Source organism: Bacillus sp. CR71 (assembly GCF_003429245.1).
GTDB classification, from domain to species: domain Bacteria; phylum Bacillota; class Bacilli; order Bacillales; family Bacillaceae_G; genus Bacillus_A; species Bacillus_A thuringiensis_S.
This window is the reverse complement of the sequence record NZ_CP031748.1, coordinates 2,898,173-2,912,543: the sequence shown is the minus strand read 5'-3', so window position 1 is coordinate 2,912,543 and position 14,371 is coordinate 2,898,173. Positions and strand designations below refer to the sequence as shown.

The window sequence follows — 14,371 nt, the reverse complement described above, 5'->3', positions numbered from 1 at the left end:
TTATCTCTAACAACAGGAGCTAAAGTTTCTCAATTCGTAGGGGATAATTTACTTTCGAGTGAAGTTGCTACAGCAGGTGAAGAAACAGACACTTCACAAAATGGAACTGTAATGGTGGCTGGACCAGGCGGAACTGTACAAAATCAAAAAGAGGATCCAATAGATAAAATTAATGTAAGTGTAACAGGAGAAGACGTAGGAAAAATGGGAGGGATTGGACTAGCTATTGCTATATTAGCAACTATTTTGCCAGCATTATCTATTCTACGCTTAAATCCAAAACAAATCCTTTTAAAAGATGAATAAGGAGGCTCGATATGGAGACGATTTTACAATTTAAAAACTTAGATTATTATTATGAAAGTAACGGAAAAAAAGTAAAGATACTAGATAATGTTAATTTTTCTTTTCAAAAAGGGCATTTCTACACGATTTTAGGACCATCTGGATCTGGTAAAACCACCACGCTTAGCTTAGGTTGTGGGCTTGATATACCTAAAAATGGTTATGTACTTTATAATGGCAAGGATATTCGAAAAATTGGTTTGGATCGATACCGTAATCAAAATGTATCCGTAATTTTCCAATCCTATAATTTAATTACCTATATGACTGCCATTCAGAATGTACTAACGGCAATGGAAATTACAGGTGTAAAGGTGAAAAATAAAAAAGCAAGAGCATTAGAATTATTAGAGAAGGTAGGACTCACAGAAGTAGAAGCGAAACGAAATGTCTTACAACTAAGCGGTGGACAACAACAACGTGTAGCAATTGCCCGAGCATTATCTTGTAATGTTGACTTATTGATTGCGGATGAGCCGACAGGAAACCTTGATGAAGAAACAGCAAATGACATTATTGATTTGTTCCAGGAGCTCGCTCATCAAGAAAATAAATGTGTAATTGTTGTAACGCATTCACAGGAAGTTGCAAAAAAATCGGATCGAGCTGTTTATTTAAGTCAGAAAAAATTAGCAGTGAAAGATGCACCTAGCATTTAAAAAAGAAATACCACGACTAGAAGAGTGTGTACGGTATGGGAATCGTGAAAATGATAAATAACTAGTTAATTATTTTCCGAAAAAATATATGATTAATTTAAAAAGGAATGGAGATAAAAATCTCCATTCCTTTTTAGATAGATAATTAAACCTTATTTAACAGCCTCTTTTAAAGCTTTTCCAGCTTTAAATCCAGGTACTTTTCCTCCTGGGATATGCATTTCTTCGCCCGTTTGGGGATTGCGCCCAGTACGTGCAGAACGCTTACGTACTTCAAATGTACCAAATCCAATTAACTGTACGGATTCCTCTTTTTGAAGAGATTGTGTAATTTGATCTAGGATAGCTTGTACAGATGCAGTAGCCTCTTTTTTAGTAAGTGATGTTTTCTCAGATACTTGGTTAATTAGTTCGGTTTTATTCATTATGAACCTCCATTAAATAATATTTGTTAATTTAATTTTATAGTATAGTAGGTTTTCAAGAAAGGGCAAATTTTATATAAATATAATATTAAAAAGTTGAAGATACTCTTACAGTTTTGTATAGGCGTATTAGGTGTTTTTACTTTGAAATCTATACTATATAAATAGTTACATAAGGCGAATTGTATTGTAGAGAAGATACAGGCACCCATTTGTAAAATTATAAAATGAAATAAAAATTAATTAATTGAAGTAGTATCACCTTACTATAAATTTAAAGGTAAATAGACTCAAACGAAAAAATTCACACCTTTTAATTAAAAGTATGTGAATTTTTTGTTTTGGGGGCTTAAAATTTTTAAGTCAATGATTAAACGTCGGAAATTGAGTCATATATTAGATTTCTCAGCAATATTAAAAATATATGGCGTAAAGATTAAAAAGAAACCCAATATCACCATCAAAGAATTTAATGAAAATAAAGAAGAATCGTTAATCAAAGATGATCCAAAAATAATTACAAAAGTCATACCAGTTCCACGCAAAATAGATTTAAAAGAAAAAGAATTTGTCATCATTTCAAATGATTTCAATTGCGAATTTTGAATTGATTTAGCTACTTTGGTTTTCATGTTCAATCCTTCTTTCTAAAAAATAAGGTATATACTATATTCATTGTATTCCTGGGTGTTTTGAAATTCAAATTTTTATCATTTTAGCCAAGAAGACTCCTTCCTCAAGGAGCGTGAAGGGTCACAGTCCAGTGAGTAGGTGGGATATGAATTTGCTTCGAACAAGGGATGGCAGGAAGCCATCTTAATTGTTCGACATATAGAAAGTATTACTCCACTACCTGTCGAATGTACGTTTGGTGTATAATAGTCATATACCGAAATGAAGGTGAATCCAATAATGATTAATAAAGCATATAAGTTTCGTATCTATCCAAATCAAGCACAAGCAATTCTAATCAACAAAACGGTTGGGTGTTCTCGCTTTGTATTCAATCATTTCCTATCCTTATGGGATCACGCATATAAAGAGACAGGAAAAGGCTTGACCTATGGTATATGCTCTGCCAAACTACCTGCCATGAAGAAAGAGCTTGTTTGGCTAAAAGAAGTGGATAGTATTGCGATTCAGTCGTCTGTTCGCAACCTTGCGGATGCTTATACGCGCTTTTTCAAAAAACAAAACAGCGCACCGCGCTTTAAATCTAAGAAGAACAACGTACAATCTTATACCACAAAACAAACAAATGAAAACATTGCCGTTGTAGGGAACAAAATAAAGTTGCCGAAACTAGGCCTTGTTCGATTTGCCAAAAGTCGCGAAGTAGAGGGGCGTATTGTAAATGCTACAGTTAGACAGAACCCTTCTGGTAGATATTTTGTGTCACTATTAGTTGAAACAGAAGTACAAGAACTTCCGAAAACACATTCTTACATTGGGATAGATGTAGGACTAAAAGATTTCGCTATTTTGTCAGATGGAACACACTATGAAAATCCGGAATTTTTCCGATCATTAGAAGATAAGTTGGCGAAAGCACAGCGTGTTCTTTCTAGAAGAATGAAAGGATCTTCTCGCTGGAATAAACAACGAGTAAAGGTAGCTAGAATTCATGAATACATATCAAATACTAGAAAAGATTACTTGGACAAAATCTCAACTGAAATCATCAAAAGCCACGATGTTATCGGTATAGAGGATTTGCAAGTATCAAATATGTTAAAGAATCATAAGTTAGCAAAAGCAATTAGTGAGGTATTTTGGTTGCAATTTCGATCAATGTTAGAATACAAAGCAAAATGGTATGGCAAACAAGTCATTGTCGTATCGAAAACATTTGCTTCCAGCCAATTATGTTCTTGTTGTGGATATCAAAATAAAGACGTTAAAAATCTAAACCTACGTGAATGGGACTGTCCTTCTTGTCGTACACACCATGATAGGGATATTAACGCAAGTATGAATCTAAAGAATGAAGCGATAAGGCTTCTAACCGCAAGGACTGCGGGGTTAGCCTAATCAATTAGAGTTCGATAGAACTCTTTACTTAGGAATCCCCCACTTCTAAACGAAGTGAAAGTGGGGGTAGTTCAAGGAATTCAATTTTGTGTAACAAATCAGTAGGTATTAGGAAGCAGGGTAAATTGCTTTATATGTAGGAGGGAACCGAAAGATATCTATTTATAGAAAAAGAAGAACGCTTTCTCTTAAACTGAATCTCTCTAATTTCGACTTGATAGTAATAGGATTTTCTCTTTAATTTAGTGAAGAAATAGACGTTCTCTTGTATGAAAAGAAGCGAGCTTGATATAATCTATAAAATTAACCGATTGTACTTGTAAATAAAAATAGCATGATAGCAATTGATAAAAACAGGTATATTATATAAATTGTCAGCAATATATATCATCCCTTTCTATTGATATACGTATCATACAAACATAACCTGCAGTATATATGGAGTTTATGGGTAGTTAGTGTAATGATTATTATAATAATTTTTTAGTTGTGAGAAAGAATAGGAGAATCAACTATTACTTATTGATTTTATATCGTTATTTTAAGAAAACAGAATGTGTTTTACTGTCAGTTTTTCTATGCTATAAGTAGCATTAAGATACGATAGTTACTGCTCATTGGTCATAAGTAGTTATTTGAAATCAAGAAGGAACGCCTTTACTATAAATAAATTATATATAGAAAGGTGATATGATTATGTACTTATATGAAAGTAACGGGGAACGAAACCAAGAAATGTTATTTTCCATATAATGTGTTTCCGCGAATAAAGTTGAAATAAATCAATTACCAACATGGAATGAAGTTGTAGTTATTGTACTTTTACTTTTAGGACGTTCAGCGGTTTGTTAATTTGTATTTTAATTATTTTTATAAAATAAAACATTTTAATCTAAATATGAATTGTTTCCAAAAACAAAAAAGAATCTAGTGGAATTTCTAGATTCTTTTTTATTTTATAATCCTAAAGATATGTCACATTAAATTTTTTTAAGTTCACTGGATTCTTTATTTCCTTTAATATAGCATACCTGGAGAGAATGCTATATTGATACATAAGGTAATTGAACTTCTTAAGCCGACGGAGGGATAAAGAAATCCTTTAAAAAATTTAATTGGTAATAGCATATACTTTTACTGTAAATGGGTGATTCACACCAATTGGATTTGCGATATAATATTTAGAATTTGTATCTGCTGCAGTCCTGGACTCATTTGAAATATTGCTCCAACTAACACGATCTAGACCCAGAGAAACATCGACCATAATATTGAAAGAGATACTGTCAGAAGTCTCTCCCTGGGTAGGCTCAATAATCCATTTTAAACCGATTGTCCCTGGGGGTAAATTATTTATACTAAAGTTTTGGCTGGATCGGTTCTTTTCTCCAGGCAATGGCTTAGAGTCAGAAGAAATGTGGGAAATTAATATCTCTTTTTCATTAACGTTTATCCCATTTAATTTAATGATACTATCTATTAAACCTGGACCTGGAAAATCAGCTGCAATGATACCAGAATGTCTGATACCACCTTGTAGTATGAAATCTGTCCCCATTGTATTCATTCCACCATAAAATACTTGACCATTTGTATCACGAGGGAAGTCTTTCCATTCATTTGTTGTATTTTTTTGAATTAACTGTGGGTTACTACCAGTATCTCGGTTTTCCTTTCCACTTGCAACAAACCAAGGATAATAATTATTCCATAATGCTGTAGCGCCACCTGTACCACTAAAATGGTTGAGATAGATATGATTATTGTTAGAGTCGTTATTTGCCTTTAGAAGCTGGTTTTTTACTGCACTCCATTTCTCATACATTCCATCGGGTCCAGCGCTAACTTCAAAATTATCTTGGATATTTAATGATTCATAATTAATTCCGTATTCTTCAGATGCTGCGAAGTTTTGTAGTATTACAATTTTTCCGCGGATATCTCCTAACTTAGGGTTATTTCTTTCTGAAAATGGCACAGAATTAGGTTCCCAAAAATAGGACACATTACGGTCTTTATAACTTTTAAATATCTCCTCGAATGACAGTGAGCCGTTCTCTGGATCAGTTTCCTCTTTTAAGCGCATTAAAATTGTTTCTTGAGGGTTTTCTCTTAAAAATTGGATTGTTTCTTTTAATACATCTTCAAACATTGCTTTTTGATTTACAATACCATGCTGCATGGCAAAAGAATTTTTCACACGTTTAACACGCATGTCTACATAACGTATTCCTGCATTGAACTGCTGAGATAGGGGCATTGTTTGATTTCTTGTCAAATTCTCATCAATAAAACTCGCTCCATGTAAAGCCATTGAACCATGAGTACCTGGAATAGATAATTCGCTTATTCTTTTTGTATCTTCCAATTTTGACATCCAGTTTGGATTTCGATAACCTAAATCGGACTCATAGGAATAACCTGGATGTCTATCAGCAAATACTATTGAAGCTGTACATAAACTCGCTAGTGTAAAACAAGTAAGAATCCCGAATTTTAAATGTTTTTTTATCTTTATTTTCTTCATTATATCTCTCCTGATTTTAAACAGATTAGTCTTATATAATAATTTAGGTGTTTTTACCATATGCATAAAGTCCAGCATGAGAATAATAGAGCGTATTAATTTGAAGATTTAGTTTTTATAAATAGTTCCAAATTTATAATAGGTACCAATGGGTTTATAAAGTCAAATAAGGTAATATATTAGCTACCATCAGAGTTACTATTGTCATTTACCTTAAAATATTGTGTTAGCTTTAAAATTTAGAGAGGAATATTTTCATTTAGATTTGCTCAAAAGCCATCGTACACTGGGAACATAAGTTTTGAAATGTAATCATACAAGGATGGGAAGGCCAAAATAATCAAGTACAAGTTTAGTGAAATGATGACAAAGTATATTATCATACTTCATGTACTTTATAGGGCATACAATTCAAATGTAATATTATACAAAGAAAACAGAAGTCTTAAACTAGACGTCTGTTTTCCGAATTACAATGAATTGCTGAAATTAGTAAGATCTACATGATTCTTAATTTTAATTAACATAGATTTTTATTTGTTAAGAACCTATGTGGCAAAATTATATGCATTCTATATCTGAGATCAAAAGACTTTTGGGGAGAGTCTCACTTGTATTAATGCATTAAAGTTAGAAATATATTTGTTACATATAATATCATTTTAGAAAAACTTACGAATAATACTTCTCTGTAATCCTAAATAATGCCTATAAGCTTATTTCTCATTAAAGCTTAAACTAACTGCAGTAGCAATAGATTGTCCTGCATGTTCCCAACTACCATCGATAACTTTACCAAGTTGTTGACCGAGTGAATTTAAATCATTTGGATTAACAGGAATTCCGTTATATGCAGCAAGAATTGATAAAAGTGGAGCTACAATTGGTGTCCAGCCGCCTCTATCAATATGAAATTCGAATCCGGTTACCTCACCATCTTTTTTTGTGAATTTATAGTAAAGTTGATCATCTGGACGGAAGCTTAAATGATGAGAGATTTGTCCGTATACATCTTTACCAGCTGCACCTCGATCCACAACTTCAATTTCTTTTACATTAAATTCATGCTCAAATACTTTTATTTTTTTTACTTCGGGACCATTTAATGCAGCTTGAACAGCCGTTTCTAGATTACTTTGTGCAAACGGTTGAATACTAACTTGTGATTCCTGTTGTTGGATAGGAGCAACTGTCTCAGCAGCAAATACTGATGTTGTAGGTAATGCACCTGTAGCTAATGTTGCAGCCAGAGCAGTTGCTGTAATGATTTTCTTTTTCATAATTTTACTTCCTCCTTTTTAATGTATGATAATAAACTATAAATTACTGACAGATAAATTATTTCTATACATATATAGAAAAACATTATTGTGGGTAATGGAAGTTAGACTGACAGATAATTTATATGATAATAGTATCAATATGCATTTGATTTCTCAATTTTCAGTCAATGTATTCAATACTAACCAATTTTAAGTAAGTTTTAGAAGGTAAAACTCTAATAGCAATCTAAAAACATGGCAATATTAGAGCGAAAATGAAATGATAATCATAAAATATTCTATTAAAATCAAAAAAATATAAAAAATTTCACATATATTTTTAGTTTTAGTTTATTTAATTATATTTATTTATATATATATAATTATAAATGTTTGTGTGAATTAAAAATGAAGAATATTAAAGTAATCGTTAAAATTAACGAAATGTTCAAGGTTTCAATCTCAAAATATGAATATTAGTTATATAATCATTTTAAAGGGATAATTCACCCTTCCTCTAATGTTGTTGTTTACAAGTTTATAGTTCCAATGTGTTGAAGTTACGATAAAAAGAACTTGTAATTATATATTACAAGTTCTTTTTGTTTCAATTTTTTTGTGAAAGATATCTTAACTAGTTATGTTTTTCATATTTTATCAAGGGGACGGTAGAATTCTATCGGAAGTATATGTACATTATCGTAAAATAAATAGTAATTTGTATATAAACTAAGTGATTCTTAATCTTATTCTGATAACAAAAGGAAAGACCAACTAAAAATATAGTTGGTCTTTCCTTTAAGTTGGTGTAAAAACAAATAAATAAAAGATAGGTGAGAATTAATGCTGCTATGCAGTATTGATTCTGAATTAACTATAACACACTTCCTAAAAAGTAGTTGTGTCAGTTGATTGAACATTCATCCTTCTTTTTTATCAAATAAATATCTAAAATACATCAATTAATTGACAAGGGATGTATTTTAATCGATAAATAAATCAATACTATAGATTTTGGAAGTAAATATTTTTTTTATTCTTGTACAATATGTTTGCATTTAGAATTAGTTATAATACCACTTTTTAATAACCAATTTACTCATTAAGAACAAGGTATTAATGTGTATGGACAATAATTAACAAAATAAAAATCTAAATTTTCATTTTGTTAATTAATTCGACTCCTCGTAGATTGATTTTACGAGGAACAAACTATTTTAAAATTAAACGTATGAAAATAAAAGAAGTAATTAAATGAAGCAATAAGGCTTCTAACTGTAAGGACTGCGGGGGCAGCCTAATCAACTAGAGTTCGATTGAACTCTTTACTTAGGAATTCCTCACTTCTAAACGAAGTAAAAGTGGGGGTAGTTTAAGAGAATATGTAAAGAAGAGGTAAGAAGGTCATGGCGAAACAAGTTAACGGGATTGTTAAGAAATCTGTGTAAGTTTTTGAAACGAATATTTAGAATAGCAAATATTAAGGCAAGATTGCTTCTGTCTTTTTTTATCTTCTTTTGAATTTCGATTTGTGTGATAATTAAATCGAAAGGTCGTGTAAGAATGAAGATAGCGGTGATACAAGCAAGTACCCAAATTAGCAAAAATGAACTGATTTTTGAAGAGACAAAAAGGGCTGTGGCGAGGCATGGATATGAAGTGCTCAATTTTGGTGTTACATTTAAAGAATCCGAGTTAAGCTATATCCAAGTGTCCTTAGCTGTTGGTCTACTTCTAAATTCAGGTGCAGTTGATTTTGTGATCACTGGATGTAGTAGCGGTGTTGGTATGTCGATTGCCTGTAATACACTTCCGAATGTCATTAGCGGTTATCTGCCAACTCCAACAGATGCGTTCCTATTCGGTAGGATAAATAATGGAAACTGTGCATCACTGCCACTTGGATTGAATTTCGGTTGGGCGGGCGAATTAAATCTTCGCTTCACGCTTGAGAAACTATTTGAAGAACCGTTCAATACTGGGTATCCTGAAGAATCTGCCGAACGAAAGAAACGTGATGCAGAACTTTTTAAAGTAATCAAGAGTTTTTCACATCATAGTATTGTTGAGATTCTAAGTCAGCTAGATGGAGCGGTTATTAATCCTGTTCTTCAAAAGCAAGATTTAGTGGAATTCCTCTTGCGAAATGGCAATAACACAGATATATCAAATTATCTTATCGAACAAATGAAGCATTTAAATTACGGTAGGTAAATACTATTTTTTTTAATACGTTTGGCGAATTTATAGTTAACCATAAGTTGATTCAACACCATTAACCAATTACACCGCCATTCCATTTGTTTTGGAGACCTTTTACATGTAAATACAGAACCTTGAGTAAGGCGTTTTCGTTCAGGAAAGCGCCTTTTTCGTTACCTTATGGAGACTTGATATTGCACTTTAAAGTTAGCTTTATTTTTATTTCAACGGTGATATTCAGACCTGTTCAGAGCTTATTTACTATACCTGTGATAAGAAATATGCATATAGATAATATCATCATACCTATTTTAATTAGTAGTGCATATATAGTTTGCTGTTTAGCAATTAAAGTTTTTACGTAAATATGTTGTGGCTAATAATATCAAAATTTATTTATATATCCACTGAATGAGCTTTTTATATATTTATTTGGATATAAATCATTAATCATTGCATATGGGCTCCCATTCCAGTATCTTACTACAGGTGTCCATAATCTATGATTTTTAAGCCATTGCATTGTGTATTGCTGTAATAATTGATTATCTGTCAGCTTCTCTTTTTCTTCAATTGTCCACTGTAAGGCATCTAGCGCTTTTTCTCTCGTCCAAAAACCATTTGGTGTCATTTTAAATTCCCATTCTTTAAATTGACCTGGATATAAATCATTAATTATTGCATATGGACTATCATTCCAATATAGTTGACAGGCTCCGCTCAATCCTGATTGAACTAACCATTTATTATCGTATATATTCTTCAATTGATCCACATTTAATTTTTCTTTTTTTTCAATTGTCCATTTTAGTGCTTGTAATGTTTTATCTTTCGTCCAAAACTTATTAGGGGCCTTATTAAATTCCCATTCTTTAAATCGATTTGGATATAAATCATTAATCATCGCATACGGGCTTCCATTCCAAATCACCCTTAGAGGTGCACTTAGTCGATGTTCAATTAACCATTTTTGCCCATAAATTTGTAAGAGTTTTTGTGGTGGTAATTTCTCCTCTTCTTCAATTAACCATTTTAATAATTGCAGAGCCTTTTCTTTCGTCCAAAAATTTAATGGTGTCATTCTAAATTCCCATTCTTTAAATTGATTCGGATATAAATCATTAATCATCGCATATGGACTATTATTATATTTGTGCTTCAATACACCACGTAATCGATACTTTGCAATCAATTTGTTATCCCAATTCTGTTTTATCTCTTCTTCATTCCAATTCAAAATTTTTGTTACTAAATACTTTGTTACTCTTCTGGCCAATTGATTATTTCTATCTAATTTCCAAGTGTTTGGTGGGAATCTATTTCTTTTTCCATCTAATATCTCCTGATAGATGTCCTCTATAGTATTAGTGTTCGTCTGCATCTTAAGACCTTCTTTTAGTTGTATATATAGTTAAATAGATTTTAATGTTAGGACTTTCGTCTGAACTATTAAAAATGTAAACTCTGTCTTAACTTAGAAAATATGATGCTTAATCAAATCATAGTAATGTAAAATAAGAATTACCTATAGAAAATATATAGTCTAGGGCAAATGAAAGAATAGATTTGTAAAATATAATTTTCAATTCATAAAAGACATCAATCTGAATAGAAAGATGTCTTTTATTTAATAGTATTACGGTTTATTTAATTACTTTCCATAAAGCTAATGAGAAAATCCAATTTGGATCACCGTATCCTTGATAACTTTGAACTGCTTCATAAATTTTACCTTGATGTTCTACTCTATCTCCTTTTTTATATGCAGCATACGAATCCCATGCCTTATACTCAGAAGAGGGGGTATCTTTTGTTGTGATTTTGATTTCATTACTCGCAACTGAAACTTTTCCTTGAGTATCTATAGCTTTTACCATATATCTATATTCTGTACTAGCCAGTAAATTTTCATCTGTATAGTAAGTTGAAGGACTTGTAGCTATTTTCGTACCGTTACGATAAATCTCATATTCTTTTATACCAACATTACTTATGGATTCTTCCCATATTAAATGAACACTGTTTGTAGTAGTTTCTGATGCTTGTAATCCTGTTGGAGCTGTTGGAGCTATTTGTTCTGGATTCTCTTCTTTTGTTGTAACTGAAACTTCATTGCTACTTTTTGACTTATTTCCCGCTGCATCTGTAGCCTTAATTGTATAATTATATCTTGTATTGGCTTGTAATCCCGCATCTTCATAACGTGTTGTTTTTGTTGTTCCTACTTTTTTTCCATCACGATAAACTTCATATTCTTTCACACCAATATTATCTGTGGAAGCCTCCCACTGTAGCTCAACAGTTGTTGTTGTTTTACTAACAGAACGTAGGTTAGAAGGAGTTGTTGGAGCGATTACGTCAATTTCATTACTACTATTAAAAGCAGAAAATAGTTTAGAAAAGGCACCGTCGTCTACATCGGGTAATCCAGAAGCATCTCCAGTTGCCTGACCGATTTGCCAACTTTCAATAGCTTTTTTATCACGATACACTGACCACATACTAATTTCCCCAATACCTTTTTCTTTGGCAAATTGGAACAATTCTTTTGCATTATTTAATGTGAAAGTTTCATTTTGAGTATCGTTTTTTCCTATCATAGGTGTAACAGCAATCATTTTCCAAATGTCAGAATCTTTAATAGTACCTTTATATAAATTAGTTAATTGTCCATGCAGGCTATTAATAGCATCTATTGCAGCTTGTCCCATTTGTTGGTTTTGTTGTCCGTAATCCATAGTCATAATATTAACAGAATTTAAATCTACATCATGTTTTATAGCGCTTTGAATCACATTTATCCCATCATTAGTTAGGCCATAAGGCATTACTGGTAAGGTATAACCAATTTTTACATCTTTACCTTCAGCTTTTAATTCCTTTTGTAATAACGCAATTGCTTTTGATCTTCTTTCGATAGATTCTGGGTGAGCGACTAAGACTCCTTCAATATCAAAATCCATGTGTGTTAAATGTAATGTGTTAATTACACTTTTATAAGCATCTTTTAATTTATTTACATCTGTAATAGCTGCGGCAAGATCTGCACCTAATCCAGGGATATTACCAGCATTTGCTCCACCAAAAGATACTTTAACATCTCCACCTATTTTTCTAATTTGTTTAATTTGATCATCTAAGTTACCATCTCCAATAGGGGTATGACTTCCTCCCCATACTGGATTTCCATTTTTATCAGCCACTATAAAGGAAAGCGTGAAGAAACTAGTATTTGTTTCTTGGGCATATTTTAATAGATTTTGAGGATTCATGCCGTTATCTACATATGGTGCAAAAACATGAGTTGGCCAAGTGATTCCTTCACCAAATAAATCATTAGGATCGCTATTGTCAGGTATATATTCTGAACCAGTATATAATTCCCAACCGCTAAATTGTTGGGTAGGTAGTGTACCTGCATTTACCCAATATACAGAATGATAAATCTTACCTTCATATGTAACGTAAGATTCACCTGGATAATCTTTATTTTTATTCCAAAATGGCGCTACTTGTTGTTGAGATTTCGCTATATTTTCTTGAGCGTAGGCAAACGTATGGCTAATGGCTTGGGATGTAGGAATGATCATAGTTAATGCAACAGCTGTTTTTGCTAGAGTACAAAATGGATGTTTCTTTCTAATCATAATAATATCTCCTCACTTATAATTTATAATTTAAAAAAGAAATTATATTTGGCATTATTAAAATTCTTTTAATATATATTTTGAAGAATTATTGCCGTAACTCCCGATACTGATACTTTTATACGTGATGATTACCCTCATTTAGTAGGATAACAACTTACAAAAAATGAAACAAATTAGAGGGAAATATAATTATATTGATTCCAAAATAGTATATTTCTTCTCATAAATTACAGGAAATCGAATTAAAATCTTATAAATATATACTATTTTTATAAGATGGGAATTAATAGTGAGCTAGAAGTAATATAAATGTACACAAAAGTGTCGATTCTAATAATCTAGTTTGGTTAAAAATTTTTATCTTAAGTAGAAGACTAACTACTATTTTGACTGAATCTAAACAATTTGTTGCATTTTTTAGTAATAAAATGAGATTATTCTTTTTAGGTTTTCTAAAATTGTCTTACTTTAGTTGAGTAGGTAAACTGGAAACACCATAAATTAAGTCCTTTACTTCTCCTGCATTTTTTATCATTTTAGCCAAGAAGACTCCTTCCTCAAGGAGCGTGAAGGGTCACAGTCCAGTGAGTAGGTGGGAGATGAACTGGCTTCGAACAAGGGATGGCAGGAAGCCATCTTAATTGTTCAACTTACAGAAAGTTTTACTCCACTACCTATCGAATGTACGTTTGGTATATAATAGTCCATATACCGAAATGGAGGTGAATCAAATGATAATTAATAAAGCTTATAAGTTTCGTATCTATCCAAATCAAGCACAAGCAATTCTAATTAACAAAACGATAGGTTGTTCTCGATTTGTATTCAATCATTTCCTATCCCTACGGGATCACGCATACAAAGAGACTGGAAAAGGTTTAACATATGGTACATGCTCTGCCAAACTTCCTGCCATGAAGAAAGAGTTCGTTTGGCTCAAAGAAGTGGATAGTATTGCGATTCAGTCGTCTGTTCGCAACCTTGCGGATGCATATACACGATTTTTCAAAAAACAAAATAGTGCCCCGCGTTTCAAATCCAAGAAGAATAACGTACAATCTTATACCACAAAACAAACAAATGAAAATATTGCCGTTGTAGGGAACAAAATAAAGTTGCCCAAACTAGGCCTTGTTCGATTTGCCAAAAGTCGTGAAGTAGAGGGACGTATTGTAAATGCGACTGTTAGACGAAACCCTTCTGGTAGATATTTTGTGTCACTATTAGTTGAAACAGAAGTACAAGAACTTCCGAAAACACATTCTTACAT

10 protein-coding genes and 1 pseudogene are annotated in these 14,371 nt (G+C 32.0%); 5 read left to right on the top strand and 6 right to left on the bottom strand.

Annotated features, from left to right (window positions below; all coding sequences use genetic code 11):
- Both DOS87_RS14545 and DOS87_RS14540 read left to right on the top strand, forming a co-directional pair.
- A pseudogene (locus tag DOS87_RS14545) lies at window positions 1-306 on the top strand (ABC transporter permease); the annotation flags it as partial.
- A gap of 11 nt (window positions 307-317) precedes the next feature.
- A complete protein-coding gene (locus DOS87_RS14540; RefSeq protein WP_000447832.1) occupies window positions 318-1,004 on the top strand; it encodes an ABC transporter ATP-binding protein in 687 nt (228 codons plus the stop codon).
- 152 nt (window positions 1,005-1,156) lie between these two features.
- On the opposite strand, the gene DOS87_RS14535 is transcribed toward DOS87_RS14540, so the two are convergent.
- Together DOS87_RS14535 and DOS87_RS14530 are read right to left on the bottom strand one after the other, a co-directional pair.
- Entirely contained in the window at window positions 1,157-1,429 is a 273-nt protein-coding gene (locus tag DOS87_RS14535; protein WP_001043921.1) for an HU family DNA-binding protein, read from the bottom strand.
- 389 nt (window positions 1,430-1,818) lie between these two features.
- Window positions 1,819-2,061: a hypothetical protein gene (locus DOS87_RS14530; protein ID WP_098236239.1), complete on the bottom strand. Its 243-nt coding sequence runs from the start codon at window positions 2,059-2,061 to the stop codon at window positions 1,819-1,821.
- A gap of 280 nt (window positions 2,062-2,341) precedes the next feature.
- Here DOS87_RS14530 and tnpB point away from each other — a divergent pair, with 280 nt between their 5' ends.
- Entirely contained in the window at window positions 2,342-3,460 is a 1,119-nt protein-coding gene (gene tnpB / locus DOS87_RS14525) for an IS200/IS605 family element RNA-guided endonuclease TnpB (protein WP_208730373.1), read from the top strand.
- A 1,111-nt stretch (window positions 3,461-4,571) separates the two neighbouring features.
- On the opposite strand, the gene DOS87_RS14520 is transcribed toward tnpB, so the two are convergent.
- Both DOS87_RS14520 and DOS87_RS14515 read right to left on the bottom strand, forming a co-directional pair.
- A complete protein-coding gene (locus DOS87_RS14520; RefSeq protein WP_098236266.1) occupies window positions 4,572-5,987 on the bottom strand; it encodes a phosphatidylinositol-specific phospholipase C in 1,416 nt (471 codons plus the stop codon).
- Window positions 5,988-6,703: 716 nt separating this feature from the next.
- Window positions 6,704-7,267, bottom strand: coding sequence for a hypothetical protein (locus tag DOS87_RS14515; protein ID WP_000726947.1), 564 nt, complete (start codon window positions 7,265-7,267; stop codon window positions 6,704-6,706).
- A gap of 1,545 nt (window positions 7,268-8,812) precedes the next feature.
- Here DOS87_RS14515 and DOS87_RS14510 point away from each other — a divergent pair.
- Window positions 8,813-9,463, top strand: a complete 651-nt coding sequence (locus tag DOS87_RS14510) for an RpiB/LacA/LacB family sugar-phosphate isomerase (RefSeq protein ID WP_000686198.1) — start codon at window positions 8,813-8,815, stop codon at window positions 9,461-9,463.
- Between the two features lie 373 nt (window positions 9,464-9,836).
- Here DOS87_RS14510 and DOS87_RS14505 read toward each other — a convergent pair whose 3' ends face one another.
- Together DOS87_RS14505 and DOS87_RS14500 are read right to left on the bottom strand one after the other, a co-directional pair.
- Window positions 9,837-10,832 carry a DUF4046 domain-containing protein gene (locus DOS87_RS14505; protein WP_098236265.1) on the bottom strand — a complete coding sequence of 332 codons (996 nt, stop codon included), beginning with the start codon at window positions 10,830-10,832 and terminating at the stop codon, window positions 9,837-9,839.
- 262 nt (window positions 10,833-11,094) lie between these two features.
- Window positions 11,095-13,098: a fibronectin type III domain-containing protein gene (locus DOS87_RS14500; protein WP_098236264.1), complete on the bottom strand. Its 2,004-nt coding sequence runs from the start codon at window positions 13,096-13,098 to the stop codon at window positions 11,095-11,097.
- Between the two features lie 734 nt (window positions 13,099-13,832).
- Here DOS87_RS14500 and DOS87_RS14495 point away from each other — a divergent pair.
- The coding region (locus DOS87_RS14495) for an RNA-guided endonuclease TnpB family protein (RefSeq protein ID WP_208730372.1) at window positions 13,833-14,371 on the top strand (539 nt) is incomplete at its 3' end.

Coding starts and splice junctions, on each gene's coding strand:
- DOS87_RS14540 (WP_000447832.1), top strand. CDS start 318: ATGGAGACGATTTTACAATTTAAAAACTTAGATTATTATTATGAAAGT.
- DOS87_RS14535 (WP_001043921.1), bottom strand. CDS start 1,429: ATGAATAAAACCGAACTAATTAACCAAGTATCTGAGAAAACATCACTT.
- DOS87_RS14530 (WP_098236239.1), bottom strand. CDS start 2,061: ATGAAAACCAAAGTAGCTAAATCAATTCAAAATTCGCAATTGAAATCA.
- tnpB (WP_208730373.1), top strand. CDS start 2,342: ATGATTAATAAAGCATATAAGTTTCGTATCTATCCAAATCAAGCACAA.
- DOS87_RS14520 (WP_098236266.1), bottom strand. CDS start 5,987: ATGAAGAAAATAAAGATAAAAAAACATTTAAAATTCGGGATTCTTACT.
- DOS87_RS14515 (WP_000726947.1), bottom strand. CDS start 7,267: ATGAAAAAGAAAATCATTACAGCAACTGCTCTGGCTGCAACATTAGCT.
- DOS87_RS14510 (WP_000686198.1), top strand. CDS start 8,813: ATGAAGATAGCGGTGATACAAGCAAGTACCCAAATTAGCAAAAATGAA.
- DOS87_RS14505 (WP_098236265.1), bottom strand. CDS start 10,832: ATGCAGACGAACACTAATACTATAGAGGACATCTATCAGGAGATATTA.
- DOS87_RS14500 (WP_098236264.1), bottom strand. CDS start 13,098: ATGATTAGAAAGAAACATCCATTTTGTACTCTAGCAAAAACAGCTGTT.